Origin of the sequence: Staphylococcus intermedius NCTC 11048 (genome assembly GCF_002902385.1) — a bacterium.
In the GTDB taxonomy this organism is placed as follows: domain Bacteria; phylum Bacillota; class Bacilli; order Staphylococcales; family Staphylococcaceae; genus Staphylococcus; species Staphylococcus intermedius.
This window is the reverse complement of the sequence record NZ_PPQH01000135.1, coordinates 1-3298: the sequence shown is the minus strand read 5'-3', so window position 1 is coordinate 3298 and position 3298 is coordinate 1. Positions and strand designations below refer to the sequence as shown.

At 33.3% G+C, this 3298-nt stretch carries 3 protein-coding genes, 5 tRNA genes and 1 pseudogene; 3 read left to right on the top strand and 6 right to left on the bottom strand.

The features are described 5' to 3' along the window. A pseudogene (locus tag CD138_RS14750) lies at nucleotides 1–210 on the bottom strand (hypothetical protein); the annotation flags it as partial. Nucleotides 211–363: 153 nt separating this feature from the next. Between CD138_RS14750 and CD138_RS14745 the strand changes: the two are divergent. The 3 genes from CD138_RS14745 to CD138_RS13560 all read left to right on the top strand — a co-directional run bounded on the left by CD138_RS14745 (nucleotide 364) and on the right by CD138_RS13560 (nucleotide 2785). After that, complete coding sequence (locus CD138_RS14745) at nucleotides 364–546, top strand: hypothetical protein (protein WP_019168033.1); 183 nt, start codon at nucleotides 364–366, stop codon at nucleotides 544–546. A gap of 172 nt (nucleotides 547–718) precedes the next feature. After that, entirely contained in the window at nucleotides 719–1537 is an 819-nt protein-coding gene (locus CD138_RS13565) for a type II toxin-antitoxin system PemK/MazF family toxin (protein ID WP_096638665.1), read from the top strand. A gap of 201 nt (nucleotides 1538–1738) precedes the next feature. Then, nucleotides 1739–2785 carry a tyrosine-type recombinase/integrase gene (locus CD138_RS13560; RefSeq protein WP_019168030.1) on the top strand — a complete coding sequence of 349 codons (1047 nt, stop codon included), beginning with the start codon at nucleotides 1739–1741 and terminating at the stop codon, nucleotides 2783–2785. Nucleotides 2786–2847: 62 nt separating this feature from the next. On the opposite strand, the gene CD138_RS13555 is transcribed toward CD138_RS13560, so the two are convergent. The 5 genes from CD138_RS13555 to CD138_RS13535 all read right to left on the bottom strand — a co-directional run bounded on the left by CD138_RS13555 (nucleotide 2848) and on the right by CD138_RS13535 (nucleotide 3298). Beyond that, a tRNA-Ser gene (locus CD138_RS13555) sits at nucleotides 2848–2936 on the bottom strand. Between the two features lie 49 nt (nucleotides 2937–2985). Next, nucleotides 2986–3057, bottom strand: a tRNA-Glu gene (locus CD138_RS13550). Between the two features lies 1 nt (nucleotide 3058). Next, a tRNA-Asn gene (locus CD138_RS13545) sits at nucleotides 3059–3133 on the bottom strand. Nucleotides 3134–3140: 7 nt separating this feature from the next. After that, a tRNA-Gly gene (locus CD138_RS13540) sits at nucleotides 3141–3214 on the bottom strand. 26 nt (nucleotides 3215–3240) lie between these two features. Next, a tRNA-His gene (locus CD138_RS13535) sits at nucleotides 3241–3298 on the bottom strand.

Genomic DNA, 3298 nt, shown 5'->3' with positions numbered 1-3298 from the left:
AGATAACAATATTGAAACCTGAATGCTCATCCAAAAATTCAAAAGCAAAGTTAGTGAAAACAAGATGATGAAATTTATGAGAGATAATAAAATGTTATAAAAAACTTTATCTTGTGTATCATAAACTTTTATTTTACCCATTTTATTAAGTAATAGAAATGATAAAAAACCAAAACCTCCTGAAGATACGAGGGCACTTAATACTGGCATGTCTAAAATGTTCAATATCTCACCTACTTTTTCTTCAATTATAACACACAGTTATTAATACATTAATTATTAATAATGAAAAACTATGACTCTTATTTCTTGTAATACTTCAATAAAAAACGCTTGTTCACAAACGTTGGGAGGTGATATCAAATGAAAATAATTAGTTGCATAATAAACAAAGAAACTGTCGTCTACAAGGTGTTAACAAATGACAACCATACATTCACTTACGAGTTACCTAAAGATTTATCCTCGCAAAAAGTAATAGAGTATTTAAAAATCATTGAAGAAAAAATAGATAACGATAACAAAACAGGAAAGATCTTATCGTAGTGTGTAAGTATATTTAAAGGAGATGCAAAAAAATGAGATTAATCAAAAAACTAGTTCAATACATCGTATTAAATGTAATCTACAGTATTGCGCGTAGAATTTTAGATGATAGAAAGAAGAAGTAAAACTTGGGTAGCACGACTACCCTTTTTATTGGATTGGAGGTTGAGGGATGGAGTTAAATAATGAAAAAGTATATCAGTCATTTCTAAGTACTACAAAAAAATTGATTGATATTTATAAAAACTCAAATATAGAAAATAGAAAAATAAAATATTTGCCTGAATGGCTAGAATTTTATACTCGCCAATTATTAGAAGAAAATAACAACAAATATAAACTATACTCCACGTACAAACGAGGGACTATAGTTTATGTAAATCTAGGCAGTAATATTGGTAATGAATTTTCTGGTAATCATTTTTGTGTAGTTATGGATAAAAAAGACAACCCTAAAAAGAGTACAATCACAGTTGTCCCATTATCGTCAAAAAAGTCTAAGCATTATACTCAGTTAACTTCCTCTATTTTTGATATTACTATAGACAAATTGGATAAGAAAGGAATCCAACTAATTGAAGAAGCAGATAAAATAGAGGATTTTGCTAATTTGATAATGGATAAACATGAAGATTATATAAAAGCTAAAGCAGAAAGAAGCGCATTACTTTTGAAGTATGGGTATTTAACAGAAACATATATAGAGAAGCAGTATAAAGAAATTGAGGTTTTAATAAAAGAAGAAGCTAAAAACTTTGAGAAAAAAATATCTAAAATGAAAAAGAAGGCCAAAAATATTAACCTTGTACGAAAAGTTTTTGATAGGCATAAAAACAAACGGTCTTATGCTAACGTTTCTGCAATTACCACAATAAGTAAAAAAAGAATTCAAAAGATTAACAATGAAGACCCCACTGGAGAAATTAAAATTAGCGACGAAGATTTAAAGCAAATAGAGAAACAAATAATAATCAGGTTCATAAAAAGTTGAAATTAAAGATAACATCTGGTATATTTGTATTAACAATTCGCGGTGAAATCCCGCTTTCTACTAATTTATAGTAGCTCATTCCCGGTAACCAATCCGGCTGGCCAGATGTTAATTCATCTGGTCTTTTTTTATGCAATTAACCGGGTACCTCCCACGTACCCTTATTATTTTTTTTTACTATTTTTGAGGAGGAATGGTGAAATGGCATCGTTTACAGTAACGAAACGTAAAAACAAAACGTCATCTTCATGGCAATATGACGTTAAACACCCCTCTTTTAAATCAGGAAAGAAACGTAAATCAGGATTTAAAACTAAAGCTGAGGCGGTTAATGCAGCGCAGCAACTCATACGTGATTTAGAAGATGGTAACGCAATTGATGATAAAATATTTAAGGAGTATTACAATGATTGGCTTGTGATAAAAAATAAAAAAAGTCTTTCAAAACGTCAGTATTATTGGTATGAACGTTCTATTAAATTGTTTGAAGAGTATTTCGGTGAAGGTATGCTGATTAAAAATATCACCCGTACAGAATATCAAAAGTTCTTAAATAATTACGGTGAGGGGCATACGGATGAGACTGTGCGTAAAGTGCATAGTTGCTTGTCTTGTTGTTTACGAGATGCGTTATATGATGGCTATTTGAAGAAAGACCCCACTTACAATGTTGAAGTCAAAGGTACCAAAAAATCAAAAGAAGAATCTACTAAATTTATGACGATAAAACAATATGAAAAGTTGATTGAGTATTTTAAGACGCGCAACGAAGAAAGTTATATTTTTCTTTTTATTTTAGCAATTACTGGAGCAAGATTTAGTGACGCAATAAATATGGTGGACATAGATTTGAATGAAAAAGACGGTATCATACACTTACGAGGTACTAAATCTGCTAATGCTGATCGCTTTGTAGAAGTTTCGCAAAAAGATATAAAACTCATTAAGTCTAAATTGGCTAAATTGCCTAAACGCATTGACGGTAAATTATTCAAATTGAGTCACACCGCTGTATCTAAATCGTTCAATCACGCTAAAAAACAAACAGGAATAAAAGATAAACATATAACACCCTATGCATTACGACACACTCACACATCTTACCTACTTTCAAAAGGTATACCAATCGAGTATATAAGTAAAAGATTAGGTCATTATAAAATATCTGTTACCCTTGATATTTATTCCCACTTGCTCGACGAACATAAAAAAGAGCAAGGTCAACGTGTCAGAGAAATATTTTCTTGACACATATTTGACACTTGCTAATGTAAAACGTTGTTATATCAATGGCTTCAAGCTACAATTTACGGAAGGTGGGGGATTCGAACCCCCGAGACGCTTGTGGCGCCTACACACTTTCCAGGCGTGCTCCTTCGGCCAACTCGGACAACCTTCCATTTTAGAAAATATAAAAAATCAGAAGCGATATTTCACTTCTGATTATATGACCCCTACGGGACTCGAACCCGTGTTACCGCCGTGAAAGGGCGGTGTCTTAACCGCTTGACCAAGGGGCCGTGGCTCCACAGGTAGGACTCGAACCTACGACCGATCGGTTAACAGCCGATAGCTCTACCACTGAGCTACTGTGGAATAATAATGGAGCGGGTGATGGGAATCGAACCCACAACATCAGCTTGGAAGGCTGAGGTTTTGCCATTAAACTACACCCGCATAAAAAATAAACGATATAGGCGGGTGATGGGAATCGAACCCACGAATGTCGGAACCACAATCCGATGCGTTAACCACTTCGCC